We start from the raw sequence: 26,491 nt of genomic DNA on the forward strand, positions 1-26,491 counted from the left end.
TCAAATACACGTACCAGAAAAATGACTCCAAACATATCTGTTGATTCGGAGAGATTCTCAAAAAAAGCAGGGGTTGCTCACTAGCCCCTGCCTTTCTAACTCGTTAATTGGTTTGCTCTTGCAGCACTTCTTTTAATAATTCAATTGCACTTTCTTCGTCCGGGTCATTCGTTCCAAGCTCGCCGCGGAAGGCTTTTGAAAGAATAGAATCTTTTAGCTGGCTAATACTTTTATCCAGTTCTGTTAAGATTCTCATCTTATCCTCCTTACCTAATAATCCTGAAATAATTTTAACGAGTTCATCTTGCTCTTCTTTAGGCATTAGAGGAAAAGGTAAACTTCTAACCTGAGGGAAGTTAAGTGCTTGCCTTGTTGCCCCAATTTGCCACTCACGAATGATTTTTTGAATATATGGGGAGTTCAGCCAATACTGTGGTAGGTCCTTGTTTATATTATCCACAAATCTTAATGCACAAACATGTTGATTGATATTACAAGGTATTAAATTAATGCTAAGCTTTGCTGCACGACCAATAGACGCCCCAGTAATATTTAATAATGTTTCTTCTCCACACATTTGTGTGCGTTTCATTTTAGAATAAATTTCTTCTGATATATATACAATATTTTCTATGTCCATCTTATTTCTAAGCACATTTTGACTTCTTATAAAAGGAATACCTTCTGTTTGATAAATATCACTGCCACCTTTAGGGGTACTACCACTCCCAACAAAAGTAGTTATTTCACCTATGGTTGTCCATTTCCATTCTTTGGGAATGATATAGCGTTCCTCGTTTAGTTCATTGTTAGTGATAGTGGTACTTAGATTAGCTTCTCTCCACTTCCTCGTCAACTCCCCACGAAATGCCTTATCCAAAATAGCCGCCCGGCGAAGTTCAAACGTTTCCTTCGCTTCCTCAATCAACCGCTTTGCTTCGTCGATTTTACTTAAAAGCCGCTCTACTTTGTCAACAATCCGTTTTTGCTCTTTTAATGATGCCAGAGGGAATGGAGCATTTAAAATATCTTCTCTGGATATTCCGGGAATGATACCCTTTGAATTCTCCTTTAATTGTTTTACATAAGTGTTAATGTAATAGTACAGATATCTATTACAGACAATACCAGTGCATCTTAGTGCCATTATTTGTCTGCTAAGATGCACTTTTTCTATCTCTTGAATTACAGTTTTACCTACCGTGCCTTTGACTGAAATTAGAACATCTCCTTTTAATCCAACAACAGTAGGAGTTTCAATCCACCTCTCAACGTTCAACTTTCCATCGATAATATTACTTGCCCCCATAATATAAGGAATACCTTTACCATCATTATTACAAAGCTTTGAACTTACATCTCTCCCGGATATAAGAGAAATGACACTTCCCAATTTTACCCATTTATAATTTTTACGCACTTCATACGGCTGCTCTTCTTCCGGCACCAATGCTTCTTCCAATAACTCCTCCATGGTCTTTTGCTTCTTCCTCACTTCACAGCCACCTCATCCGCTTCCACAGCGCGCAGTTCGTCTACCACTTCGCCCAGTAAGTCCATCGCCTGCTGCAGTTTTGCGATCGCTTCTTCTGCCGATTCAACCGGGTCTGGCAAGTTTTCGTAGGAGGACAATGACGCATCCGCGATCAGGCCGATGTCGAGGCTGTCACCTTTTTTCGCAATTTCTTCCCGTGTGAATACATTCCAGCGCTCGTCTTCCACTTTCGACCGGTCTTCGGCTTCGTAGGCTTTCATGAAGTTTTCGAAATGCGCCATCGTCAACTGGTTGCGTTTGCCGAATGACGGCATGTTCGTGCGGAGGTCATACACCCACACTTCTTTTGTGTTGTCCCGGTCGGTTTTTCCTCTCGTAAAGAACAGGACATTTGTTTTGACGCCTGGTGCATAGAAAATGCCGGTCGGCAGCCTTAAAATCGTGTGCAGATTGCATTTATTCATTAAGTCGCGGCGGATTTGCGCACCAACGCCGCTTTCAAACAGCACATTATCCGGCAAAACGACTGCTGCGCGCGCTTTGCCATCATCTTTTAAGGCATTGTAGATCAGCTGCAGGAAATTCAATTGCTTGTTCGATGTGTCAAACGTCAAGTCATCACGCGATACCCGTTCGCCGCCTTTTTTTGTGCCAAAAGGCGGATTTGTTAAAATGACATCCAGATTTTTCATCCATTTCCCGTTGTTGGATAAAGAGTCGCCATGCTCAATGCGTCCTTCCATGCTGTGGAGCAAGGCATTCATTAATGCAAGACGGTGCGTGTCTTTTACCAGCTCCATCCCGGAGAAAGCTTCCTTCCTCTGGAATTCCGCCATTTGCGGATCCAGATCAAAATAGTCATCCGTTTTCTGTCTTACATAACGGTCCGCTGCAATCATAAAGCCAAAAGTGCCGGCTGCCGGATCCGCGCAGCGCTCGCCGATTTTCGGGTCGACCAGCTGCACCATGACATCAATCAGGACGCGCGGTGTAAAATATTGCCCTGCTCCCGATTTCTTTTCATTCGCATTTTTTTCCAGCAGTCCTTCATACAGATTACCGAGCCCTTCTTCTTTTGCGCTGTACCAGTCGAGGGCATCAATCGATTTAATGATTTTTTCAAGGTTTTTCGGCTCTGAAATGCTGGTCGCTGCATCGCTGTAGATATCGCGCAGCATTTCATTGCCGCTTGTGCCCAAATGCAGCAGCAAATGCTGATAAAATGTTTTTAACTCCGTTCCTTCCTTGGCCACAAGGTCATCCCAGCGATAGCCTTCCGGAATGGCAGACTCCTTTTCTTGTTCTTTCATCATTTTTAAAAACAGCAGATACGTTAATTCCGTCACATATTGCTGATATGTAATCCCGTCATCCCGCAAAACATTACATAAGTTCCAAAGCTTTTGTACGATTTCCTGGTTGTTCATTTTTCTCCTCCTGTTTTTACTGCACATGTTACTTGCAATGAAACAAACCCTTCTATATTCCAAAGAAAAGAACCCAGTCACTTTTTGGGAGCTTGCATTCAAAGGAGCTGGGTTCTGCCTGTATATGATATAGGCTGCCTTTACTTTCGTTCATTTTTGGTTTGAAAAATTTGCACGGATTGGTTTTGCAGCATTTGTACTGTTTTTGTTTTTCCCGAATTTGACTCAGGCATTTTCGCTCTTCTGATGGCACACTTGGTTCCAACAAAACAAAACCTATTTGATAAAAGCTACTTTTTCCTGCCTTGTTTCAAATTCAATTTCTATTAGTTGGGCATTGAACACTGCAACCACATCCATTACATATAAATAAGTGCATGTAATTAATTCTATGTACAATTATATATGCATTAACCTGAAAAAGTCTACGTATGCGCTAAATTTTTGACGATAACCAAAACAATAAAACCCAGTTCATCCAACTGCCAAAATCCAAATGGACGAACTGGGGGTATTTATATCACATACAGATTGTCATTAATTGTATCCACAATCCTATCAATTTCCTCACCAAATTCGCGTTTCAAAATCTTATACCCGCCTTGGCTGCGGAACGGTTCTTCCCCAAACGCCTCTTCCGGGTTTGGCGCCAGCACGGGAACTTGCAGCAACTGCTTTTCAATCCGCTCCAGCCATTTTTTCTGCCGTGGCGTCCAGTCATGCAGGGCGTACACCTTTTGCATCGCCCGCCTGATCCGGGTTTCGTGGTCAATAAGCGATTCGCCTAATGCAGCCTGGCGAATGAAACTGATGATATCGGCCGCAATATCTTCATTTTTCGTTTGTTTCCAGGCCGTTTGCAAGTGGGATTGCTTGAACCCTTTCGTCTCCAGTATCGTAATTAATTCACGCAAGTCCTGTCTTGTTAAATCTTTCGGGCGCGTGCAAACGAGGTGGAGTGCGGGAATTTCATTGATATTTTCTTTAATAAATTTTACAAATCCATCCAGGTAATCTTCAGGGCGCTCATTCCCTTCACCATAGCCCCGGATGACTGCTGTTACCCGGTCTGCCTGATTGGAAATATAGCGTTTATCTCCACCTGTCCGGTAATTTTCCATGTACTCAAACAAGAGGCTGTTTTGCTTTGCTTCCTGCGGCGTGTAATATTGAATTTCTTTCGCCCAGTCTTCAATATTTTTGCCATTGGACAGCTCTTCAAATTTCTGTTTTGCTTCTTCACTGAGCCTTTGTTTGCGCCGCTGGATTTTTGCGCCCAACTGATCGCGGTAAAATTTGGCTTCTTCTTCCGTTTGCGCGTTCACAAGCGACTCGTACAGCTCGCCAATGCTGTCATGTTGCTGTTTCACGACTGGCTTCATTTCTGTATAAGGCTGAAGTTTATCGTAAATCCCAACAGCATCATAAATATTAAAATGGCTTTTCCCGATCTCAGGGCAAAGGCGGGTGGCGCGGCCGAGCATTTGATCATACAGAATACGGGATTGAACGCGGCGCAGAAAGACGAGATTCGTAATGGCCGGCACATCTACACCGGTCGTGAGCAGGTCAACCGTCACAACAACATTCGGCAGCCTTTCGTTTTTAAAACGTTTAATGGCATCGAGCGGCTTATAAATATACCCCGTAATTTTCATAATGGCGTCATCTTCTATCTCATCGCCGCGTTCGGCATATGCCTCTTTCAATAAACGGACAACCAGGTCTGCATGCTGGTCGGTAGCAGCAAAAATCAGGGTTTTTTCTTTGCCGGACGGATCAATATAATCCGCCAGTTTATGCAGCACCGCCCTGTTAAAAGATTCGGTGATCACTTTTTTGTTAAACTGTTCCACTTCAAAATGAAGGGTATCTTCCATTTTTTCCAATTGAATTTCGCCGTTTTCTGCATCATACACTTCGACTTCTTCATCTTTCTCAAAAGTGATCCCCGCTTGCGAAAGTTCCGTTTTGAATACATAAGGCGGCTCATGGTCAACCAGATAGCCGTCCAGTACCGCTTCACTGTACGAGTATTTAAAGATCGGCATGCCAAAAATTTGCGTCGTGTGAAGCGCCGGTGTCGCAGTCAGCCCTAAACAGGCTGCATCAAAATAGTCAAGAACGCGCCGGTACTGGCTGACATAATCATTTTGATCCCTGAACAAAAGCGCTTCTTCGGACATTTCCCTGTCGCTTGTATAGCCGCGGTGCGCTTCATCTACAATGATAAAATCGTACTGCCCGACGCTCGGAATCTTTTCTTCATTGCTGTAGAAAAGCCTGCGCACCATTCCCTGCACCGTTGCAATATGCACCTTTGTTGCCACTTCCGGTGAAATGTCCCCGATCGACTTCACATCATAAATATCAGAGAATGAATAACCTTCAATCTTGGTATCTTTCAGGGCATCTTCCGTTTGTTTCCCGAGTGAGTTGCGGTCGACAAGAAAAAGAATGCGTCTGCATTTTTTCGATTTAATGAGCCGGTACATGAGCGCAATCGCGGTACGGGTTTTCCCGGTCCCTGTTGCCATGGCGATGAGCATCCTTCTTTGTCCGGCTTTCAGCGCTTCTTCGGCAGCCAGCACCGCCTTTTCCTGATACGGGCGCAATCCGAATATCGAGATGCTTTCTTCTTCGAGCCGCTGATTGGCATCCTCATCATCCTGGCCCAGTAACATTAGCAAATCATCGGGAGAGTGCCAGCCTTCAAGCGGGCGGGCGTGTTCAAGCGGCTTACGGGAATCCCAAAACCAAATGCCCGATTCCTCTTGAAGCTGCCTGAGAAAAGGCCGGCCATTGGTTGCGTATAGGAAAGGCACCTTATATTCATTTCGCGTTTGCAAAATCTCTTCATTTTCAATTTGGCGCACTTGCCTTGCATACGCTTTTGTCTGGCTTTCCAGCGCGCTTGGAATCGTTCTTTTCTTCGCCTTTGCTTCAATGAGCCCGACCAATTTTAAACCGATAAATAAAGCATAGTCCGCTCTGCCGCTGCCCACTTTCCATTCCGCAATGGCCATATTCCGGTTCTTTTCAGGCACTGTACCATGTGTATAATGATTCAACAACGTTGTATCTGCTTCCCAGCCGGCCGCACGCAACTTCTCATCAATAATGGCACGTGTTTCCGATTCCGTCAGTTCGTGGCGGCGCATAAAAGTTGCGGCTCTCTTTTTCCGTTTCGTTTTCTCTTCCGCATTCTCTTCAGAAGCTTTTGCTCTAATGGATTCTAGCTCGTCTTCAAGCTTTTTCAGCTTCTCTTCGTATTCCTGTTGAAGCTGTTCCGTATCGACTTTCTTCTGCTCTTTCGGCTCTATGTATTCCGGCGCTTGAAAATCCCATTCTCCGTATACTTCCATAAACCAAATGGACAATCGAAAAGCGAGCCTAAGCAGTGCTTTTGCTTCCTCCGTTGTAAATTTCAGCGCTTCGTGCATCGCCTGGTTGCCCTTGCGGCGCAGCGTTTCAAAAATATCCACCAGCTCCGGCTCAATCAAACCTTCTCTGCGCAGCGTATTGATACGATCCACTTGGGATGTCCCGTATGCTTCCTTAATATTTTCGGCTGCCAGTACGAACTTGGTCAACGTCTCGGCAAACAACCTAAGCTTCATAATCGTTGTATGGGGATCCTGATAAATATTTCTCTCAGCCGTCTCGCCCAAATTTGCAAGCACATCCCATTTCCCTTTAAAAAATGAAAAGTTGCTTTTCACTTTCATCACCGTTTTCTTTTTACTTTGCTTTTATTATACAACAAACTATTTATACTTTGGGCGCACAGGGAAACGTTGTCATTGGGTTGAATCAAAATACTGGGTGGCTGAACATATATCCCCTTTATTTTTGCGTAAAAGAGAGTCTGTGATGACGTTTTCAACTGTGCTCAACTTTAAGGTGTACAAAATGCCCCCTGATTTACAAACACAATGGCATTTTTATTAGCATCCCGGCAGAAATCGGGCCGCCGGGGTCTCATGTTCGCCACGTCTGTGTGTGACCCTCTTTTTGACATTATTTTAGCCGCATGCAAATGGATTTTGCATCCTGAAGGGAAATGCACTCGCGGCCCGCAACATAATCATGCCGGCGCCAAATCATGGTTCGCGCATGTGCAAAAAAATTTTGCATGCGCCGCGTTTGCTTCACGAAAAACAGCTCCTCCGCCTTTGGCATGAAAATTGCAAAAAGTCCTGATATGAGAATATATACATTTTTGCAATCGTTCTCATGAAACGAACGAAGGGGGAAAAGAAAAATGGAATTGGAAAAACAGCAGGACATCCATCTTCCAAAGCAGCAGGGCAGAACACTCCGAAAAGGATTGAAGGCACGCCATTTAACTATGATTTCAATCGGAGGCGCCATCGGAACCGGCCTGTTTCTCGGGAGCGGCGCGGCGATCCATTCGGCGGGACCGGGCGGAGCACTTGTGGCATACGCACTGGTTGGCGCAATGGTGTATTTTGTCATGACAAGCCTCGGGGAAATGTCCGCCTACATGCCGACAAGTGGCGCATTCAGCACATACGGGACAAAATTCGTCGATCCCGCTTTCGGATTTGCACTCGGCTGGACATACTGGTTCAACTGGGCGATGACAATTGCCGCCGAACTGACCGCTTCGATTATGATCATGAAATTCTGGTTTCCACACAGCCCGTCGCTGTTATGGAGCATGTCCTTTTTTGCACTTATTTTTCTGCTCAATTATTTGACCGTCAGAGGTTACGGAGAAGGGGAATACTGGTTTTCTTTCATCAAAGTGGCGGCGATTATTCTTTTTATCGTTGTCGGCTTATTGATGGTTTTTGGCCTTCTTGGCGGGGAAGCAACCGGCGTAAAAAATTTCACAACAGGGAATGCACCGTTTCCGGGCGGGTTTCTCGGCACTTTTCTCGTCTTTATTGCGGCCGGTTTTTCGTTCCAGGGGACGGAAATTGTCGGGGTTGCCGCCGGGGAAAGCGAAAATCCGGCGAAAAATGTGCCGAAAGCGATTAAAAATGTTTTCTGGAGAATTCTATTATTCTATGTGCTTGCCATCCTTGTCATCGGGCTCCTTGTCCCGTATACAAACAGCAGTCTGAAAAGCGAGAATGTTCTCGTCAGCCCGTTCACGCTTGTCTTTAAAAAAGCCGGCCTTTCCTTTGCGGCTTCGATGATGAATGCCGTGATCCTGGCCGCCGTTCTGTCAGCCGGCAATTCCAGCCTGTACGCATCCACGCGCATGCTTTACGCAATGGCAAAAGAAGGACAGGCCCCGCGCATTTTTTCAAAGCTTGACAGGCGCGGCGTCCCGGTACCGGCCATGATTTTAACCGCAGTTGTCGGCATGCTTGCGTTTTTCACTTCCATTTTCGGGGACGGTGTTGTGTATATTTGGCTTATGAATTCGATCGGCATCACCGGCTTTATTTTCTGGCTCGGCATCTGCGTTAGCCATTACCGGTTCCGCAAAGCTTTTCTTGCACAAGGGCACTCGCTCGCTGAACTGCCATACAGAGCGAAATGGTATCCGTTCGGACCGATTTTTGCCATTGCCGTTTGCCTGATTGTGACACTCGCCCAGGACTACCAGGCATTCCTCGCCCCGCATATCAACTGGGGAAATGTCATTGCGGCCTATCTCGGCATCCCGTTCTTTCTTGTATTGTGGTTCGGATACAAAATCGCAAGAAAAACAAAAATCGTGCCGCTTGATGCACACGATTTCCATGCGATTGCAGAACCCAATGAATAAATCGGGATCTAAAGTCCCGGGATTAGCAGCTCCGGATAAGCATATTTTATAAAAAAGGGAAAGACTTGCACTTGAAACGCACCGTATATGAAGAAAGGACGTCATTTTTTCATGCTTCCTTCACATAGACGGTCTCTATGTGAAGGAACAACACTTTTTTTCGCGTTTCCTTAACGTAGACGCCTCCTATGTGAAGGAAGACCTTCAATTTTCCACGCTTTCTTTACATAGACGCGCTCTATGTGAAAAAAGGCCTTCGTTTTTCCGTGCTTTCTTAACGTAGACGCACCCTATATGAAGAAAGAACGTCATTTTTTCATGCTTCCTTCACACATAGACGATCTCTATGTGAAGGAACAACACTTTTTTTGCGCGTTTCCTTAACGTAGACGCACTCTATATTAAGGAAGACCTTCATTTTTCCACACTTCCTTAACATAGACGGACTCTATGTGAAGAAAGGCCTCCGTTTTTGCGTGCTTTCTTAACGTAGACGCGCCCTATGTGAAGGAAGGCCTTCAATTTCCCACGCTTCCTTAACCTAGGGCTTGCTGAATAACCAAAATTCCTAGATTCGGAAAAATTTAATGCAAGGTGCAAGGGTTTTAGAAAAATCCAGAGAAAAGCTTACGCTTGAAAGCTGATTCAATGTATAGAGAAGAAAGAATCGCATTTTCAAAGATGGATTCTTCTATATTTTAAGACAGAGCTTGCTGACAAATTGGGTACAAACTCAGAATCGGATTCGTTCAGCAAGCCCTAATTAGACATTTCACCGATCCGGGCTTCCGGACCGCAACGTGCGCTTTTATCTGTTCTGCACAAGGGAGCGAACGGTGCACAAGGTATTCAGGGACCGCCCTCCTTTATCTGTTCCGCACCCCGTCCATCACAAACCGGACAACGGATTCAATCTCAGCCTCTTCATCCTGGGATCCGTTCAGCCCGAAGACAAACTTAAAAATAAATGTGCCGCCGATTGAAAAAAAGATATGCCTTGCCATGGTTTCAGCGGGCTGGTCTGAAAGCTCCCCGCGTTCCTGGAAAGTGCGGATCACCTGCACCAGCCGGGAACCGATATTTTCCGCAAAATACGGTATCAGTTCATGGCGGATTTCTTCATTATAAAAAAACTCTTTTACGATGATTTGAAAAATCTCCTTGTTCTGTTTTAAAAAAAGAAGTCGGTCCCGGAGCAGGTTCCGCAAAAAGTCCTCAAAACGGAGGTCATGGTTTGACAGCAGTTTTTGAAAAAGCTCTTCCGCCATCAAAGGAATCGAATCTTTTAAAAACGGGACGATCAGCGAAACGAGCAAATGGTCTTTCGTGCCGAAGTGCCGAAAAATCGTCCCTTCTGCAACGCCGGCCGCTTTTGCGATTTCGCTTGTCGGCGTATTGCCATATCCTTTCTCTGCGAACAGAGAAATTGCTGCCTCCATGATTTTTTGTTTTTTATCCGTCAGCTTTACGTCCGTCTTCGTTTGTTCCTTCATTGCTTCCAGAAGATTATATTTTAGCAAATTTTCTCCCCCCTTACAGCGCACGGTAACGCCGTAATGCGACAATATTAAGCAGAATAAAAATCACTGCAAAAACAACAAGTGCCGTTAAGTCTTTCCATACATCCCCAAGGCCCATGCCTTCATACATAACCCGCTTTAAGGCATCGGCACCGTAATAAATTGGCATCACTTTTGCAAGTGCCTGCAGCCAGACGGCCATCCCTTTTAACGGAATGATGCCGGAGAAAAAGATCTGCGGCACCACAACAAGCGGAATAAACTGTACCATTTGAAACTCTGAAGCCGCAAAAGACGATAATAAAATCCCGAGAGACAGTGCCACAAGCGCGAGCATCAAATTAACGAGCAAGACATTCCAGAGTGAACCGGCAAGCACCATATCCAGCACGTTCACCGCGTAAAACACGACAATCACGGTCTGGATGACAGCAAAAATGCCGAAACCCACCAAATAAGCAGCCACAATTTCGCCCCGCTTGACCGGTGTTGCCATCAGGCGGTCGAGCGTGCCAGATGTCCGTTCTTTTAAAAGTCCGATGCCGGAGATTAAAAATACGAAAAAGAAAACGAAGAAACCAACCAAAATTGGGCTCAGCACATCAAAAAATACTGTATGGCTGCTGCCGTATACATATTTTGCCGATACATCCGGTTTAGAAAAGGCCACTTTGACCGGCGCCTGCAACTCTTGTTTCGTTTTTTCCGCCTGTTCTTCCAGCTGCTGCACTTTCCCAAAGGCCGGTGACTGCGTGGGAACCTGTTTCATCAATATATGCTGCGCCTCATTTTGCAAGGCAATAATTTTCTGCACACCTTGGAGCGTCTTTGCCTGTGCTTCGATTTGTTTGGCCAGCTGCTGCCCGGATTCCGCCGCGATTGCCTGCTTTACTTTCATCTGCAGCGATTTGGCAGTAGACGGATCATTGTTTTGCAAAGTGAGGACGTACGCTCCGCCTTTTTTCACAAGCAGCCCGTCAAGATTTCCATCCAGTACGGTTTGCTCCGGATCTTTTACCGTTTCATAGTGTTTGATTTTCATATCCGCTTTATCCAACACTTTTACAAGGCTTGCGTCCACATGGCTGATCCCGAGTTTCGGGCTGGTTGAGCTGCCGTTAAAGAAAAAGTACATGAGCGTCAAAATCAATAGCGGCGCGAGAAACAACAGCGCCAATGTGCGTTTGTCCCTCAGCATTTCCAACAGAATTCTTTTGATGAGTGCGGCTGTCCTCATTGCACGGCCCTCCCCGCTTTCAAAAACACTTCATTCAAGTCGGCTGCTTCATACATTGCTTTCAACTCGCCCGGTGAGCCGTGCGCCAAAATTTTTCCTTCCCGGATCATGGCGACCGTATCGCATTTTTCCGCTTCGTCCATCACATGCGTCGTGACGATCATCGTTTTGCCTTCTTCATTTTTGAGGCGGAGCAGTTCATCCCAGATACTCGCCCTTAATTCCGGGTCAATGCCGACAGTCGGTTCGTCCAGAATGAGCAATTCCGGATCCTGGATAAGCGCAATCGCAAGCGACAGCCGCCGTTTCATCCCGCCGGAATAGGCAGACACTTTTTTATTAAGGTCATCCTGCAAATGGACAAGGCCCGCCGCGTAGGCAATCCGCTCATGCCGTTCCGCTTTTCCCATTTTATAAAGCGATGCGAAAAATTTCAGGTTTTCCTTCCCGGTCAGCTGCATATACAATGCATCTGACTGCGCCATATAGCCGATATGCTGTAAAACTTCAAGATCCGGCATTTTTTCTCCCAGCACATGGACCGTGCCGGCATCCGTTTTTTCCATCCCGACCATCATTTTGACCAAAGTGGTTTTCCCTGCCCCCGACGGCCCGATCAAACCGTAAATCCGGCCCTTCCCGATTTTCAAACGGATATCGTTTAACACAGGCTTTTTCCCGAACTGCTTGCTTATATGTTCCATCACAACCGCAGCTTCCATCCCTGGGCCTCCCTCTTTTTAGAAAAGTGAGTAATGACTCACTTATTATATTGCCATGATGAAAGTTGACTGTCAATTAAAAAGTGAGTGATCACTTTCGTTTTTCTTTAAACCTGCAAAAATCCGCCCTATTCTCCATTTTTTTGTTTATTATCGAGGTCATTGGGACAATCTTAACATTAGAATATGGGAAACGATTCCACATCCAACATAAAGGAGCGAAAACATGTCAGGACCATCTTTAAGGCGCGCCGACAGCCATTCGTCCATCCATGAAGCGGCTTTAAATGAAGCCCGCGATTTAACGGATTTGCTTGCGCAGCTGCTCGGGAAAAAGATGCACGCGGAGGCGCTGAAAACCGCTTTGATTTTGCTTGAACATTGGGAAACAAGGACGCTCGCGCACGCCCAGGCAGAGGAGGAAGGCCTGTACCCGGAACTGCTTGCCGAAAATGAAAACATGAAAGATAAGCTCACCGCCCTTGCCCGCGACCATGATCTGATGCGGAAACTGGCACAGGCAGTGAAAAAGGATTTGCAGCAGGAAAAGCTGGGCCGGCAAACCGTCCGTCAATTTTATGCATTGATTTGTATCGATGAAATACATAATCACGAAGAAGAAAGCGTACTCCCCCATCATTAAAGAGGTGAAGTCATGAAAGAACAGCAGGAAAAACCGCTGTTTTCCGTCTCCCCGCCACTTTACCATACGTTCATGCAGACATTTGAACTGCATCATATTCATCTGTATGACGCAGATCCGGCGGGCGTCGAAAAGGAAAACGGGATTGAAGTGGTGTTACGCTACGGCGATCGTTTTCAACATGAAACAAGAAAATGCTTCTCCTTCTCCGATATTGAAAACAAAGCGCCGGAAGTGGCGGAATTTTTCAAACAAGCGGCGGAATCATGCAAAGAAGTGCTGATTGCAGATTACTACAAAATGATGAAAAGCTGATAAGGAAAGGTGAAAACATGTTCCAGTTTGAAGACGCAGATTTAATCCAGGACCGCGAAGATTTGATCGCCATCATGCGCATGCGTTTCGGCGATATCCCCCCGGCATTCATTGAAACCATTTATCAATTGGACGATCCGAATACCCTGCAGCGGCTGATTCTGGCGAGCGCCAATGCCCCGGACTTCGAAATTGTGGCAGAAGAACTCCGGGCCGAATCCGGCAGTATCCGGTTAACGGGCGAACGCTTCAATCCATTCGGGAAAGGAAATGACGGCCATGTATAAAGACAACAAGCTGCTTCAGCGGCTGCGACATTTAAAACGCGGAAAACGGATCAACGACGGCTGGACGGAAGAAAGCCCGCGTTCGCGTGATGCAGAAAAATATTACCGCAGGCGTTACGGCTACGACAACATTGTCCGCTCCACGCACGGGATCAACTGCACCGGTTCCTGCAGCTGGCGGATCTACGTGAAAGACGGGATCATCACAGCCGAGACGCAGCACACCGACTATCCGACAACCGGCAGCGACTTCCCGGAATACGAGCCGCGAGGGTGCCCACGGGGAGCGAGTTTTTCCTGGTATACGTACAGCCCGACCCGCGTAAAATTCCCCTATATTCGCCAGGACTTAATCGAACTGTGGCGGGCGGAAAAGGAAAAAGGCCATGACCCTGTCACGGCGTGGGCGAACATTGCCGGAGATGAAGCAAAACGCACCCAGTATGTCAAAGCCAGAGGAAAAGGTGGTTTTGTCCGCACCGATTGGAAAACAGCGTGCGAAATCATCGGTGCTGCCTCGATTTACACGATCAAAACGTACGGTCCCGACCGGATCGCCGGCTTCAGTCCGATCCCGGCGATGTCGATGGTCAGCTATGCGGCCGGCACCCGGTTTTTATCCTTGATCGGCGGTACGATCCTCAGCTTTTACGACTGGTACGCCGACCTCCCGCCCGCTTCCCCGCAAATCTGGGGAGAACAGACGGACGTTCCGGAAAGCGCGGACTGGTATAATGCCAAATACTTTATCATCTGGGGCACAAACCTGCCGCAAACGCGGACGCCGGATGCCCATTTTATGGTGGAATCCCGCTATAATGGGACAAAAATTGTCGGCATCAGCCCGGACTACGCCGAATACGACAAATTTGCGGATATTTGGCTGCCTGCTCGCGCCGGCACGGACGGGGCGCTTGCCCTTGCGATGACGCATGTCATTTTAAAAGAATTTTACATTGACCGCGAAACGCAATATTTTTCCGATTACGCAAAAAAATATACGGATCTCCCCTTTCTCGTTGAAATTGACGAAAAAAACGGGGATGCCCGGTCCGGCCGTTTTCTGCGGGCAACGGATCTCACGGACGGCGAAAAACTCGGCGAATGGAAAACGCTTGTCTGGGACAAGGCGACAAACAGCCCCCAAGTTCCGAACGGCAGCCAGGGCTTCCGCTGGGACGGCAGCAGCAAATGGAATCTCGAGCTGACAAAAGACGACGGCAGTGCCATCGATCCGAAGTTAAGTTTTATCGATGACTATGATGAACCCGTCATGGTTACGTTCCCTTACTTTGCTGATAAAGAAGGCGGCACGATCAAGCGGGCGGTGCCAGCTAAACGGTTAAAGACAAAAGACGGGCAGACGGTGAAGTTTACCACTGTGTTTGATCTTTTCTGCTCGCACCTCGGCGTGGATCGCGGCCTGCCCGGCGATTTCGCGGCGGATTACAATGACGCAAACGCACCATACACCCCGGCCTGGCAGGAAAGCATTACCGGCGTGAAAAAAGCGCACGTCATCCAGGTCGCGCGCGAGTTTGCCGACAATGCCGCCCGCACAAACGGAAAATCAATGATTGCCATGGGCGGCGGGACCAATCACTGGTACCATAGCGACCAAATTTACCGCTGCATTTTAAACCTTGTCATGCTGACGGGATCACAAGGCGTAAACGGCGGCGGCTGGGCCCATTATGTCGGGCAGGAAAAAGTGCGCCCGCTCGAAGGCTGGCAGCAAATCGCCTTTGCCAATGACTGGACAAAACCGCAACGCTTCCAAAACGGTACATCCTTTTTCTACTTTGTAACCGACCAGTACCGGTATGAAGCGCGCATCAACGACAACCAGGAAGGCTGGGGCGGCCGTTTTAAAAACATGCATCCGGCAGACGTCAATGCCCTTGCAGCAAGGCTTGGCTGGCTCCCTTCTTTCCCGCAGTTTACAAAAAATTCGCTTGACCTTGTCAAAGAAGCCCGCGAAAACGGCGCAAAAGACGACCAGGAAGTCATCCAATATGTGGTGGAGCAGTTAAAGCAGGAAAAACTCGAATGGGCAATTGAAAACCCAGATGATCCGTGCAATTTTCCAAGGGTATTTTTCAACTGGCGCTCGAATCTTTTGGGTGACAGTGGAAAAGGCCATGAATATTTCGTCAAACATTTTATTGGCGGTGACGATGCCGTAATGACCGATACGGCCAACTCGTGGCAGCCGGAAACGATTAAAACAGAGGGTGAGCCGCCGCGCGGAAAAGCCGACTTGTTTGTCAGCATGGATTTTCGGATGACCAGTTCCGGCCTGTTTTCGGATATTGTTTTGCCGGCTGCCACATGGTATGAGAAATTTGACCTCTCAAGCACCGATATGCACCCGTTCGTCCACCCGTTTAACGCGGCGATCTCCCCGCCGTGGGAATCGAAAAGCGACTGGGAAGCGTTTAAAGAGATCGGAAGAACATTTTCGGAACTCGCAAAAGAGCATTTGCCGGCGTGCGAAGACCTTGTCATGACGCCGCTCGGCAAAGACACACCGAATGAAATCGGCCAGCCGTTCGGAGAAGTGAAAGACTGGCGCAAAGGCGAAGTCGAAGCGGTGCCGGGAAAAACGATGCCGAACTTCGTCATTGTCGAGCGCGACTACCCGAACGTTTTTCAAAAAATGACCACCCTCGGCCCGAACATTCAAAACGGATACGGCAGCAAAGGCATTCAGATACCCGGTGAAGGCGTTTATAAAGATTTGCTTTCCCGCCTCGGAAAATCGCGGCGGGAAGGGGTTGGAAAAGGGCTCCCGGATTTATCGTCCGACAAGCAGGCGATTGAAGCGATTCTCTTTATGTCCGGCGCCACCAACGGGAAACGGGCAGTCGAAGAATGGAAAGCACTTGAAAAGAAAACAGGGCAAAAACTGGAACACATTGCCAAAGGCCGGGAAGATGAAGACTTCACCCTGCTGGATATTACCGCCCAGCCGCGCCATACGATTTCCGCGCCGGTCTGGAGCGGGCTTGAAAATGATAACCGCCGTTATGCCCCGTTTACAATGAACAAGGAATACAACATCCCGTGGCGGACACTGACAGGAAGGCAAAGCTTTTACCTGGATCATGAAGTCATGCTCGATTTCGGCGAAGGGCTGCCACTGTATTTGCCGCCGCTTCGGCACGGGCCGTATTTAAAAGGCGAAACAGCGGCGCCTGAAAACGGCAAATCGATTACGCTCCGCTACTTGACGCCGCACCAAAAATGGGGCATCCATACGATGTTTACGGATACGACCCAGATGAACCATTTGTTCAGGGGATTCCAGACCGTCTGGATGAATGAGAAAGACGGGCAGTCTATCGGCATTAAAGACAACGACTGGATTGAAGTGTACAACCGGAACGGCGCGATTGCCGCGAGGGTCGTCCTCACTTATCGGATTCCGCAGGGGATGGCATATATGTACCACGCCCAGGACCGGGTATTGGGCGTTCCGGGCACGGCCGTCAGCCAAAAGCGCGGCGGCACCCATAACAGCGTCACACGCATTTCGCTGAAACCGACCCATATGATTGGCGGTTATTCCCAGCTCAGCTACGGTTTTAATTACTACGGCCCGACCGGAAGCCAGCGAGATACCATCGCCATCATCCGGCCGCTAAAGGAGGTAAACTGGCTTTGAGAGTAAAAGCACAAGTCGCAATGGTCATGCACCTTGATAAATGCATCGGCTGCCACACTTGTTCCGTCACTTGCAAAAACATGTGGACAAACCGGCCGGGGATGGAATACATCTGGTTTAACAATGTCGAAACCCGGCCCGGTGCCGGTTACCCGAAACAATGGGAAAACACGGACCGTTTTAAAGGCGGCTGGGTGTACAAAGACGGGAAACTGAAGCTGCGCGCAGGCGGCCCCGTTACGAAATTGGCACAAATTTTTTACAACCCGAACATGGCAAAAATAGATGATTTTTACGAACCATGGACATATGATTATGACCATCTGATCCACAGCCCGAAAAGCAGCCATATTCCTGTCGCAAGGCCGCGCTCGATGATTACCGGAAAACCGATTGACAAGCCCCGGTGGAGTTCAAACTGGGACGATGATCTTGCCGGGGGGAGCGAGACGACAGCGCTTGACCCGAATATGGAAAACTTGCAAAACCATATTACCGGCGAGTATGAAAAAACGTTCATGATGTACTTGCCGCGCATTTGCGAGCATTGCCTTAATCCTTCGTGCGTCGCTTCCTGCCCGACCGGCGCGCTCTACAAACGCGATGAAGACGGGATCGTCCTTGTCGACCATGAAGCATGCCGTGGCTGGCGTTTTTGCATGAACGGCTGCCCGTACCATAAAGTGTATTACAACTGGAACACGCATAAAGCGGAAAAATGCAATTTCTGCTATCCGCGCACCGAAGCCGGCCTGCCGACGATCTGCTCGGAAACATGCGTCGGCCGGATCCGCTACATCGGCGTATTGCTTTACGATGCGGATAAAGTGAAGGAAGCCGCATCGGCCCCGGATCCGAAAGCATTGTACGAATCCCAGCTGTCCGTCTTCCTCGACCCGTTTGACCCGGAAGTGATAGAGGAAGCCCATAAAGCAGGCATAACCGACCCATGGGTGAAAGCCGCGCAGGATTCCCCGGTCTATAAAATGGCGATGAAATGGAAAATTGCGCTTCCGCTCCACCCGGAATACCGGACGCTGCCGATGGTATGGTACGTGCCGCCGCTCAGCCCGATTATGAACCATCTTGAAAATGAAGACGAGTTGTCCACGGACGGCTACATCCCGGCCATTGACCAGATGCGGATCCCGATGGAATACCTTGCTTCGCTGTTAGCGGCAGGCGATACGGCAGTAATCCGGAAAGTGCTGCTGAAAATGGCGGCGATGCGCGTCCATATGCGCGCCAAAACGGTCGGCGGCGTGGATGAGCTGAACAAAAGCAAACTGCTTGAAGAAGCCGGCATGACTGCAGAAGAAGTGGAAGATATGGCACGCCTGCTTGCCGTTGCCAAATACAGGGAACGGTTCGTCATCCCGACCGGCCGCCGCGAAATGAATGGCGACCTGTATTACAAGCAAGGCTCCTGCAGCATTGAAGAACTCGCCCCTCCCGAAGGCATGGTCACCTATCCGTTTGAAAAAGGAGCAAGCAATGAATGACCTGATAAGACCGGTTGAGACGCCGTGCCGGGAAAGGGCCGGACATAAATGGCCGGTTGCCCGGCTACTTGGAATGCTCACTTGCCCGGCGGGGACAAGCTTGAGGAAAAAAATGCGCTCATTAACGCAGGCATAGAAATGAGCTCGTTAAAGAAAACCGGACATGTGTGGCCGGTTGCCTTCTCCTTGGGAATGCTCACTTCCCTTGTAGGAACAGTGCTTAAATAAAAGAACGCGCTCATTAACGCAGGCATGGAAATGAGCGCACAAAGAGAGCCGGACATAAATGGCCGGTTCCCTCGCACTTTGAGAACGCTCGCTTGCCCGGCGGGGAAATATGGGGATGAAAAATATGAATGAAAGAGGTGCCACCATTGAATGACTGCCAAAAACTGATGCTGCTCATCGCTTCAAGGATGCTGGCTTACCCGGACAAAGCGCTGTTCCGGGAAAAAGCAGATATCCTGGCTGCCGCAAAGGAAACGGACAGGCAGCTTGAACAGGCAGTGCAAGCCCTGTTTTGCCTTCCGCTTCCCGAACTGCAGTCCCTTTACGTATCGACCTTTGACCTGCAGGAAAAAAACGGGCTGTACCTGACCTACCATGAATTCGGCGACAGCCCGAAACGCGGTGCAGCTTTTATCCGGCTGCAAAAAATGATCAATGAAGCCGGGTTTGAACGCGCAGACGGGGAACTCGCCGACTATATGCCGATGCTGTTTGAATTTTTGGCGGCAGCATCCCCAAACGCAGACACAGAACGGCTGTATAAACGGCTTGCCTATGCCGTCCAGCGGATTTCCGGCCATCTTCCGGAAACAAGCCTGTATGCGCCTTTGTTTTCCCTTTTAATGGACCAGGTTTTCGAAAAGCCGGGCAAAGAAGAAATCGAAGCATTGGAAAAACAGCGGGAGAAGGCGGATTTGGAAGACCTGCCTTATCCGATCCTGTATTAAAAGGAGGTACATAGATGGCTTCTATTTTTTGGTGGGTCATCTTCCCGTATGTTACGGGCACTGTTATGATTTTTGGATTACTGTACCGGTATGCGTTCCGGCAAATCAGCTGGGCGGCGCCCTCCACTGAAATTTTCGAGAAAAAATGGCTCAGCATCGGCTCTCCCCTTTTTCATTGGGGCATTGTCTTTGCCTTCATCGGCCATATCATGGGCGTCCTCATTCCAAAGCGCTTTTACGAAGCAGCCGGCGTGCGGGATGAACTCTATCATGCCGGTGCCATCATCGGCGGCGGCATTGCCGGGCTGATGGTGGTCGCAGGGCTAGTAATTTTACTCATCCGGAGAATCAAATTTGAACGGGTTCGCATCCATGCCACGTTCGCCGAATTTTTTTCCATCATTGCCCTGCTTGTGGTCGGCGGGCTTGGCGCCTATATGACCATTGTGTACAATACGACGGTCACCGCATATGAATACAGGGCAACCATCGGCCCGTGGTTCCGGAGCCTGTTTGTTTTCCGGCCAAAACATGAACTGATGGACGGCGTACCGCTCCTATTTAAAGTGCATGTTATCGCGGCGTTTCTGTTTTTCGCTTCGATCCCGTTTACACGCCTTGTCCACCTGTTCAGCTTTCCGGCGCGCTATCCGGTACGCGCACCGCAGCAATACCGGTCCCGCGCCGGTTACAAGCGCATACCGGAAAAATGAGATGAAAGGATAAGCATATGAAAAAGATTCAACTCCCATTGCAGACAATTAGTTTAGTGGCAGCTTTTATGATTTGGGTCATCCTCTCTTCTCTTCTTACCTATATAAAAGGGGACATCCCGCTCACACCGGGCGAGGCTTCATGGGTGACCTCCATTCCGGTTATTCTCGGATCGCTGTTCCGGGTTCCGGTCGGGTTTTATGCAAACCGGCTCGGGGCAAGGGTGCTGTTTACATTCAGTTTCCTGTTCCTTTTGATTCCGGTGTTTTACCTGAGCATTGCCCAGTCTTTCTGGGGCCTTGCGGCAAGCGGATTTCTAATCGGGGTTGCAGGCGCCACTTTTTCGATCGGTGTCACTTCCCTTCCGAAATATTACCCGAAAGAGCGGCACGGGACGATAAACGGGATTTACGGCATGGGGAATCTCGGGACCGCTGTCACTACCTTCGCCGCGCCGGTCATTGCCAATATGGCCGGATGGCGGACCACTGTCAAGCTTTTCTGCATTCTTTTGATCGTATTTGCTTTGCTGAATTTCTTCTTTGGAGACCGGCATGAGCCGAAAGTCAAAGTTTCGTTTGCGGAAGAGTTTAAAAAAGTGTACCGGGACAGGCGGCTCTGGTTCCTCAGTATTTTTTACTTTATTACGTTCGGTTCGTTCGTTGCCTTTACTGTCTACCTGCCAAACTTTTTGGTGTCGAATTTTTCCCTCGCCAAAGTAGATGCCGGTATGCGGACAGCGGGTTTTATTTTGCTGGCAACATTGCTGCGGCCGCTCGGAGGCTTTCTTTCCGATAAATATAATCCTTATACGGTGCTGGCATTCACCTTCATCGGGTTGACGATATCCGGCATCCTGCTTTCCTTCAGCCTCGGGATTACGCTGTTTACGATTGGCTGCCTTGCCGTCGCTTTCTGTGCCGGTATCGGAAACGGCGCGGTTTTCAAGCTCGTTCCGCTTTATTTCTCAAACCAGGCGGGGACGGTAAATGGCATCGTCGCAGCTGCCGGAGGGCTCGGCGGTTTCTTCCCCCCGCTCCTTTTAACATTCGTTTACGGGCTGACCAAAAGCTATGCGATCGGCTTCATGTCCCTTTCGGAAGTGGCCCTCGCAAGCCTTGTGCTCGTTTTCTGGATGAGATTCAGCGAGCAAAACCGGGTGCCGGGATAACCGCCCGGCTTCTTTTTTAGGGGCACGCAAAGGAATCCGAATTAGAATGAATATATTATTTTTTTCTCCCAATCAGTAGTGTTATGCTTATGCATAGAGGTTTCTTTTTCATTCATCGGGATATGAAGAAAAAGAAGCCCTTCAACAAACCTTATAAGGAGAGATCATGATGAACCAAACGCAGTTCGACAAAGTCAAGAACGGAAAAGGTTTTATTGCGGCGCTCGACCAAAGCGGCGGCAGCACACCGAAAGCGTTGGCAAACTACGGCGTGCCGGAAGATGCCTATTCAAACGAAGACGAAATGTTTGATCTTATCCACCAAATGCGGACAAGAATCATCACTTCTCCGGCTTTTGATGGCAAATACATCCTCGGCGCTATTTTATTCGAACAAACGATGGACCGCCAGATTGAAGGCTTGTACACTGCGGAATACCTGGCCGAGAAAAAAGGCATTGTCCCATTTTTAAAAGTGGACAAAGGGCTTGCGAATCTTGAAAACGGCGTTCAGCTGATGAAGCCGATCCCGGATCTGGATGCGACACTCCGGCGTGCAAATGAACACCATATTTTCGGGACAAAAATGCGCTCCGTCATTAAGGAAGCCAACCCGGAAGGCATTAAAGCCGTGGTTGACCAGCAGTTTGAAGTGGCAAAACAAATCCTCGCGGCAGGCCTCGTTCCGATTATTGAACCGGAAGTAGACATCCATAGTGCAGACAAAGAAAAATGCGAGGAATTGTTAAAGGCAGAACTACTCAATCATCTGAACGAATTGCCGGAAAAGGATCATGTGATGCTGAAGCTCACCATTCCGACCGTGCCAAATGTCTACAAAGCATTGGTTGAGCACCCGCGCGTTATCCGCGTTGTTGCCCTTTCCGGCGGCTATTCCCGCGAAGAAGCCAATCAAAAACTGAAAGAAAACGATGGCATCATCGCAAGCTTTTCGCGTGCTTTAACCGGGGAACTCAACGCCAGCCAGACAGATGAAGAATTTAATGCCGCTTTGGAAAAAGCAGTAAAATCGATCTATGATGCTTCTGTCAATAAAAACTAACAGAAACCAGCAGGGCGACCGCAGTCCTGCTGGTTTTTTATTTGGATGATGGCGGCGGGAAGATTTTTTCAGACTGAAAAGATGCATTTTGCGGGAGAGACCGCGCAAAAAAACCATCATGTTTCCCCGCTTTGTGCATATGTATCGTAAAAAAGAAAGGAATGGCGCCATGACAAAATGGGATCAAAAAATTGATTGGCTTATCAACAGGCTTAAACAGGACCAGTCTTCTGATGGTTCATGGGCCTATCCGTTCGACACCGGCACCACAACCGATGCCTACATGATCATTCTGTTAAGGACGCTGGCGGTTCAGGAAGACCAATTGATCCGGGGGCTCGCGCAAAGAATTTTAAGCAAACAGTCCGATAACGGGGCATGGAAGCTTTTCGCCGATGAAGAAAACGGCGGCAATCTTTCTGCGACAGTTGAAGCATATTACGCCCTGCTCGCCTCCGGATTTGTCAAAAAGGACGATCCGCGGCTTGTTTCTGCAAAAAAATTCATTCTCGAACACGGCGGCATCCAAAATACAAGCATGTTCACCAAAATCATGCTGGCCATCACCGGGAAATACAAATGGCCTGCTTTTTCGCCTTTTCCGGTTGAAATGATCCTGCTGCCCGCTGCCTGCCCGATTAACCTTTATCAATTTTCCATTTTCGGCCGGGCGAACCTCATTCCCATCATGATTCTTGCATCCCGGAAATTCAGCATGAAAATGAAAAACAGCCCGGACTTAAGCGATCTATTTTCGGCGCGGCACCCCGGGCATTCATGGCCGGAAAACAGGGACCTGCTGGATTGGATCGGAGAAGAACTGAAAAAAATAAGCGAATTTCCGGAAAGATTGCACGCATCAGCTCTCGACCGCGCGAAAAAATACATGCTTGCCCGCATCGAACCGGACGGCACCTTTTACAGCTATTTCAGCGCCACATTTCTGATGATCTTCGCCCTCCTTTCACTCGGCCATTTTAAAAACGGCCCAATTATCCAAAACGCCGTAAAAGGCCTGCTGTCCATGGCAACGGTGATTGACGGCCTGCCCCATATGCAATATACAACCGCGAACGTCTGGAATACGGCTCTTATCAGCTACGCCATGCAAAATGCGGGCGTGCCCAAAGAAGATAAGACAGTGGCTGCCGCCAACCGGTATCTGCTTTCCCGCCAGCACAACCGGAGCGGCGACTGGAAAATCCATAACCCGCACGGTGCGCCGGGGGGATGGGGTTTTTCCGATATCAACACGATCAACCCGGATGTCGACGACACCACTGCGGCTTTGCGGGCGCTCATCCGGGAAGCGGCGGGTGGCACACAAACGCGTGAAGCATGGAAGCGCGGCGTAAACTGGACGGTTTCCATGCAAAACCGGGACGGCGGCTGGGCCGCATTTGAAAAAAACGTCCACGGAAAATGGCTCAAACTCATCCCGGTTGAAAAAGCGGAATATTTGCTTGGTGACCCGTCCAGTGCTGATTTAACCGGCAGGACGCTTGAATTTTTAGGGAATTATACGAATCTGGAAAATCGCCATCCCGCCATGGAAGAAGGCGCAGACTGGCTGATCAGGCATCAGCGCAAAGACGGCTCATGGTACGGCCGCTGGGGAATCTGTTATTTGTACGGCACATGGGCGGCATCCACCGGTTTGGCTGCTTCCGGGATCCCCGCTTCCCGCCCGGCACTCAAACGGGCAGCCGGCTGGATCCAATCGGTACAAAACCATGACGGCGGCTGGGGCGAATCATGCCGGAGCGACATCCATCAAATGTATATCCCGCTCGGCCACAGCACCCTCACCCATACCGCATGGGCACTTGACACCCTGATTGCTGTTTCGGAAAAACCAACCGTTGAAATGGAGCACGGCATCACCTGGCTGCTCTCCAATCTTGAGAAACAGGACTGGACCACGGCATACCCGGTCGGACAGGGCATGGCCGGCACATTTTACATCCACTACCACAGCTACCGGTACATTTTCCCGCTTTTGGCGCTGGGGAATTACAGGAGGAAATACAGCTGAAAAAAGAGTAGTGTGAAGACAGCCTTTATTTTTGCATTTTAATTGAGAAGTATTGACCGGATTGCAGCCGGTATTCAATTTCATTATTGGAAACAAAATGGTTAAAAAGCAGGAACTGTATTCATATTATGCCAGTTCCTGCTTGCGGAAATATTGTATCTTTTAACTATTCAATATGAACAGGGCAACTATTTTGCAATCTCCAAATTTTTCCCTTCATCATGGAAATACTGGATAATTTCAGTAGTAGGCTCTTTATCCGTGATTAGCAAGTCAATCTCTTCTGTTTTGGCAAACGTAGCAATAGAGCTTTTATCCATTTTACTATGATCTAATAAGGCAATAATTTTATTTGAAACAGATACCATTTTCCTTTTTAATTCAACTTCATAATAACTGAAGTCTGTTAATCCGTCCTTTAAGTTAAAGGCATATGCAGATGTAAATAAAATGTCAACCCAAATTACGAAAGTGCAGCGATTTGATAGCTAAAATCCACACACATGGAAGTAAATGTAAAATATGGAATCCAAATCTATAATTTCAGGTGGTTGAAGGTATACTTTCCCCCTCCCCACCTTTGCGGGCTTTTTAATTTCCAGTATTCAGTTCCTGTCTCTCAATCAATCATGCGCACACTTTGAATCATTTTCCGGAATGCCCATTTGTGGGCATATGTCTCACAAATGTTCATGAGACCCTCCGGCTGTGAGACGTCAGCACGCCGGCCGAATAAATAAACTCTCTTCGAAACCGCCTGATGGTATAGGACTTGAACGCAGCCGGGCAATGGTCCTTTTTAAAGATCTCGAATAAATTGTACGCCAGTAATTTAATCAGAAGATCCATATGATTTGCCCCGAAAGAATCTGTTGGAATCTTGTCCATCGAAAAACCATATTTAGACTCTTTGATATAGTTTTCCAGACAGGCTCTCTGATTGTAAAATCTCCAAATATCCATAGGTTCCCAGTCCATCGTTGTCACAATGGCTTCATAATCCCAGAGAAAATCAAACAATTGAAGCTGGTCTTCCTCATACTTGTCAGCTTTTCGGATGACCGCAACTCTTCTTGGCTTTTCCCAGGAAGTTGCTTGGTAGTAGACTGTTTTTCCCTCTATAACAATCAGCTCATCATCAACATACCGGATCCACGGAGAATTGTCGTTTTCAACATACTTTTTCAATCTTGATGTCCATTTCAGTTTGCCGGCGTAGTTAATCTTCCGCTGCTCCCAATAACTGTAAAACTTTTCTCCGCCAAATCCCTTGTCAAAACGGGCGTACCGGATAAGGTACTGAGCGGAAAGCAATCGATAGGTTTCCTCGGCAAATTCAATTCCGTTGTCAGCTGAATGGACGTTTCCCGGTCTTAGCACACCGTTTAAGCAAAGATGGGATTTTCCTTCAAAAACGAGAAGGGGGTGGTAGCTTTTTCTGCCCGGCTTATGGGGGTTCACCCCGATTTTCGCTCCCTCCTGGTTTCCATAAACCGTTTCGACACTTGAATCAAAGTCAAGAATGAGATCGGAATCCAGCCATGGTTCGATGATGTCCATCACCCGTTCTTTGAATTCTATGGCAGCATCCTCGATTTTCTCCAACCTTAATAGATCCTTGCTTAAAAGCGTATAATGCGGGCATTTTCCTCCTAAGAAAGCACGAATCAAAGGGTCATTCTGGAGTGATTGAAAATGAAACATACGGGAGCAATCTGCCATCCAGCCCGCAATCAGATATACAAATATTTTACTTAGAGGAAATTTGGCATTGTCTTTCTTTAAGCAATCAAACCCCCGGAAAGTCTGCTGGATTTTCATCCGTTCCAGAAATTGCAGAAATGGGAGGATGCCACTAAATTTTGTACTATTCTTTAAATTGAATTCATATTTAATTCTTGAGACAGGAATGATATAATTCACCTTAAAGGTGCCCCCTTTCTTGGTTATTGTTTTTTTCTCAAAATCAATTATACCAAAGGATGGGGCAC

General features: G+C 48.0%; 18 protein-coding genes and 1 pseudogene. 11 read left to right on the forward strand and 8 right to left on the reverse strand.

Annotated features, from left to right (window positions below; genetic code table 11):
• Nucleotides 1-103 precede the first annotated feature (103 nt).
• The 3 genes from NST70_RS14210 to hsdR all read right to left on the reverse strand — a co-directional run bounded on the left by NST70_RS14210 (nucleotide 104) and on the right by hsdR (nucleotide 6,650).
• Nucleotides 104-1,495 (reverse strand): restriction endonuclease subunit S, encoded by a 1,392-nt coding sequence (locus NST70_RS14210; RefSeq protein WP_341289448.1) that lies wholly within the window; start codon nucleotides 1,493-1,495, stop codon nucleotides 104-106.
• The gene (locus NST70_RS14215) at nucleotides 1,492-2,922 is read right to left on the reverse strand and encodes an N-6 DNA methylase (protein WP_211062233.1); all 1,431 of its coding nucleotides are present in this window, start codon (nucleotides 2,920-2,922) and stop codon (nucleotides 1,492-1,494) included. Before NST70_RS14215 ends, NST70_RS14210 begins: the two co-directional genes overlap by 4 nt.
• Nucleotides 2,923-3,437: 515 nt before the next feature.
• Nucleotides 3,438-6,650 (reverse strand): type I restriction-modification system endonuclease, encoded by a 3,213-nt coding sequence (gene hsdR, locus NST70_RS14220; protein WP_342475391.1) that lies wholly within the window; start codon nucleotides 6,648-6,650, stop codon nucleotides 3,438-3,440.
• 536 nt (nucleotides 6,651-7,186) lie between these two features.
• On the opposite strand from hsdR, the gene NST70_RS14225 reads away from it, so the two are divergent.
• Nucleotides 7,187-8,668, forward strand: coding sequence for an amino acid permease (locus NST70_RS14225; protein ID WP_052123276.1), 1,482 nt, complete (start codon nucleotides 7,187-7,189; stop codon nucleotides 8,666-8,668).
• Nucleotides 8,669-9,534: 866 nt separating this feature from the next.
• Here the strand turns inward: NST70_RS14225 and NST70_RS14230 are convergent.
• Genes NST70_RS14230 through NST70_RS14240 form a run of 3 tightly spaced genes read right to left on the reverse strand, consistent with a single transcriptional unit; the run spans nucleotide 9,535 to nucleotide 12,147 of the window.
• Complete coding sequence (locus tag NST70_RS14230; protein WP_061565590.1) at nucleotides 9,535-10,188, reverse strand: TetR/AcrR family transcriptional regulator; 654 nt, start codon at nucleotides 10,186-10,188, stop codon at nucleotides 9,535-9,537.
• Nucleotides 10,189-10,201: 13 nt separating this feature from the next.
• Entirely contained in the window at nucleotides 10,202-11,425 is a 1,224-nt protein-coding gene (locus tag NST70_RS14235) for an ABC transporter permease (protein ID WP_061577160.1), read from the reverse strand.
• On the reverse strand, nucleotides 11,422-12,147 hold the full coding sequence (locus NST70_RS14240; RefSeq protein WP_035183531.1) for an ABC transporter ATP-binding protein: 726 nt from the start codon (nucleotides 12,145-12,147) through the stop codon (nucleotides 11,422-11,424). Before NST70_RS14240 ends, NST70_RS14235 begins: the two co-directional genes overlap by 4 nt.
• A 226-nt stretch (nucleotides 12,148-12,373) precedes the next feature.
• On the opposite strand from NST70_RS14240, the gene NST70_RS14245 reads away from it, so the two are divergent.
• From NST70_RS14245 to shc, 10 genes are all read left to right on the forward strand, one after another.
• Complete coding sequence (locus NST70_RS14245; protein WP_014097125.1) at nucleotides 12,374-12,790, forward strand: hemerythrin domain-containing protein; 417 nt, start codon at nucleotides 12,374-12,376, stop codon at nucleotides 12,788-12,790.
• Between the two features lie 12 nt (nucleotides 12,791-12,802).
• Nucleotides 12,803-13,105 (forward strand): hypothetical protein, encoded by a 303-nt coding sequence (locus tag NST70_RS14250; RefSeq protein ID WP_035183526.1) that lies wholly within the window; start codon nucleotides 12,803-12,805, stop codon nucleotides 13,103-13,105.
• Nucleotides 13,106-13,122: 17 nt separating this feature from the next.
• Nucleotides 13,123-13,392, forward strand: a complete 270-nt coding sequence (locus NST70_RS14255) for a hypothetical protein (RefSeq protein WP_014097123.1) — start codon at nucleotides 13,123-13,125, stop codon at nucleotides 13,390-13,392.
• Nucleotides 13,385-17,059, forward strand: coding sequence for a nitrate reductase subunit alpha (locus NST70_RS14260; protein ID WP_014097122.1), 3,675 nt, complete (start codon nucleotides 13,385-13,387; stop codon nucleotides 17,057-17,059). The genes NST70_RS14255 and NST70_RS14260 overlap by 8 nt, the downstream gene beginning before the upstream one ends.
• Entirely contained in the window at nucleotides 17,056-18,561 is a 1,506-nt protein-coding gene (narH, locus tag NST70_RS14265) for a nitrate reductase subunit beta (RefSeq protein ID WP_061565586.1), read from the forward strand. Before NST70_RS14260 ends, narH begins: the two co-directional genes overlap by 4 nt.
• A 365-nt stretch (nucleotides 18,562-18,926) precedes the next feature.
• Complete coding sequence (gene narJ, locus NST70_RS14270) at nucleotides 18,927-19,517, forward strand: nitrate reductase molybdenum cofactor assembly chaperone (protein WP_235601907.1); 591 nt, start codon at nucleotides 18,927-18,929, stop codon at nucleotides 19,515-19,517.
• A 14-nt stretch (nucleotides 19,518-19,531) separates the two neighbouring features.
• A complete protein-coding gene (gene narI / locus NST70_RS14275; protein WP_061565584.1) occupies nucleotides 19,532-20,230 on the forward strand; it encodes a respiratory nitrate reductase subunit gamma in 699 nt (232 codons plus the stop codon).
• Between the two features lie 17 nt (nucleotides 20,231-20,247).
• Entirely contained in the window at nucleotides 20,248-21,402 is a 1,155-nt protein-coding gene (locus NST70_RS14280; RefSeq protein ID WP_211062230.1) for a nitrate/nitrite transporter, read from the forward strand.
• Nucleotides 21,403-21,571: 169 nt separating this feature from the next.
• Nucleotides 21,572-22,465 carry a fructose bisphosphate aldolase gene (locus tag NST70_RS14285; protein ID WP_017554048.1) on the forward strand — a complete coding sequence of 298 codons (894 nt, stop codon included), beginning with the start codon at nucleotides 21,572-21,574 and terminating at the stop codon, nucleotides 22,463-22,465.
• 169 nt (nucleotides 22,466-22,634) lie between these two features.
• Nucleotides 22,635-24,500 carry a squalene--hopene cyclase gene (shc, locus tag NST70_RS14290; RefSeq protein WP_071452430.1) on the forward strand — a complete coding sequence of 622 codons (1,866 nt, stop codon included), beginning with the start codon at nucleotides 22,635-22,637 and terminating at the stop codon, nucleotides 24,498-24,500.
• A gap of 188 nt (nucleotides 24,501-24,688) precedes the next feature.
• On the opposite strand, the gene NST70_RS14295 is transcribed toward shc, so the two are convergent.
• Nucleotides 24,689-24,964, reverse strand: coding sequence for a DeoR/GlpR family DNA-binding transcription regulator (locus NST70_RS14295; RefSeq protein ID WP_081105585.1), 276 nt, complete (start codon nucleotides 24,962-24,964; stop codon nucleotides 24,689-24,691).
• 155 nt (nucleotides 24,965-25,119) lie between these two features.
• A pseudogene (locus NST70_RS14300) lies at nucleotides 25,120-26,423 on the reverse strand (IS1380-like element ISBco2 family transposase).
• Nucleotides 26,424-26,491 lie beyond the last annotated feature (68 nt).

It is taken from the genome of Weizmannia sp. FSL K6-0777, from assembly GCF_038593185.1.
GTDB lineage: Bacteria > Bacillota > Bacilli > Bacillales > Bacillaceae_C > Weizmannia > Weizmannia faecalis.